We start from the raw sequence: 773 nt of genomic DNA, 5'->3' as shown, positions 1-773 counted from the left end.
AATGCTAACGGCATACTCATTACCTTCAACTGATGTCACAGGATATTTGTGTAAGTGAAATTCCTTCATTCCGTGCTTAAAAAATGTCTTCTCACACTCTTCACATAAGGGCGGGTGAATGGGAAGCCCCTTACATCCGCACATGTAGCCATCACAGCACATGGTTATATCTACACTCGTCATCTTTCCGCATTGGATACATGGTGCTATATCAGTCACTCCGTACCCTCCCCTTCATCTTCATCATTTACACCGACTAAAACATGAGGAAATTCTTCACGAGGATAATTTTTTAATGCAAACTCCATACATTCCCATTCTGTCCCTGTGAAAAATGTGACGTTGTTTCTTGTATCAAAAACACGTGCTGGCTTCCTTTTCATGTTCATCACTCCGAACCCTCCCATCCGATCTTTTTCTTATACTCTACTGCCGTACCTTTCGTAACGAATGAATCGCCATTTTTGAACGATACTTTGCACCCGTCTTCTATGTCAGTAATGCTTTCAATATCGTCATATTTGAAACTGTAAAACGGTATTAACTTTCCATCCGTCTTACGTTTACGATAGACCACAAATCCCTTAAATTTTGGCTCACTCACTCTGTACCCTCCTCTAAGTCTTTTACAATATCTTTTAAAAACGGAAGGTGACTTTTATTCAATGTGAAATCGGCCGTTATCATATTAGAATTTGAATTCTCTTCAATGGTTATACAAAAACCACTTCTATACATTGCATCACCGTATTTATCTGTAATCAGTCCATTTA

Annotated in this window: 1 protein-coding gene; it reads right to left on the bottom strand. The window is 38.8% G+C overall.

The features are described 5' to 3' along the window. Positions 1–215: 215 nt before the first annotated feature. Positions 216–392 carry a hypothetical protein gene (locus ACFVXH_RS41400; protein ID WP_014417912.1) on the bottom strand — a complete coding sequence of 59 codons (177 nt, stop codon included), beginning with the start codon at positions 390–392 and terminating at the stop codon, positions 216–218. Positions 393–773: the final 381 nt, after the last annotated feature.

Origin of the sequence: Kitasatospora sp. NPDC058184, assembly GCF_042883725.1 — a bacterium.
Lineage (GTDB): Bacteria > Actinomycetota > Actinomycetes > Streptomycetales > Streptomycetaceae > Kitasatospora.
Note: the sequence above shows the minus strand (reverse complement) of the source record. Positions and strands in the feature narration are given on the sequence as shown.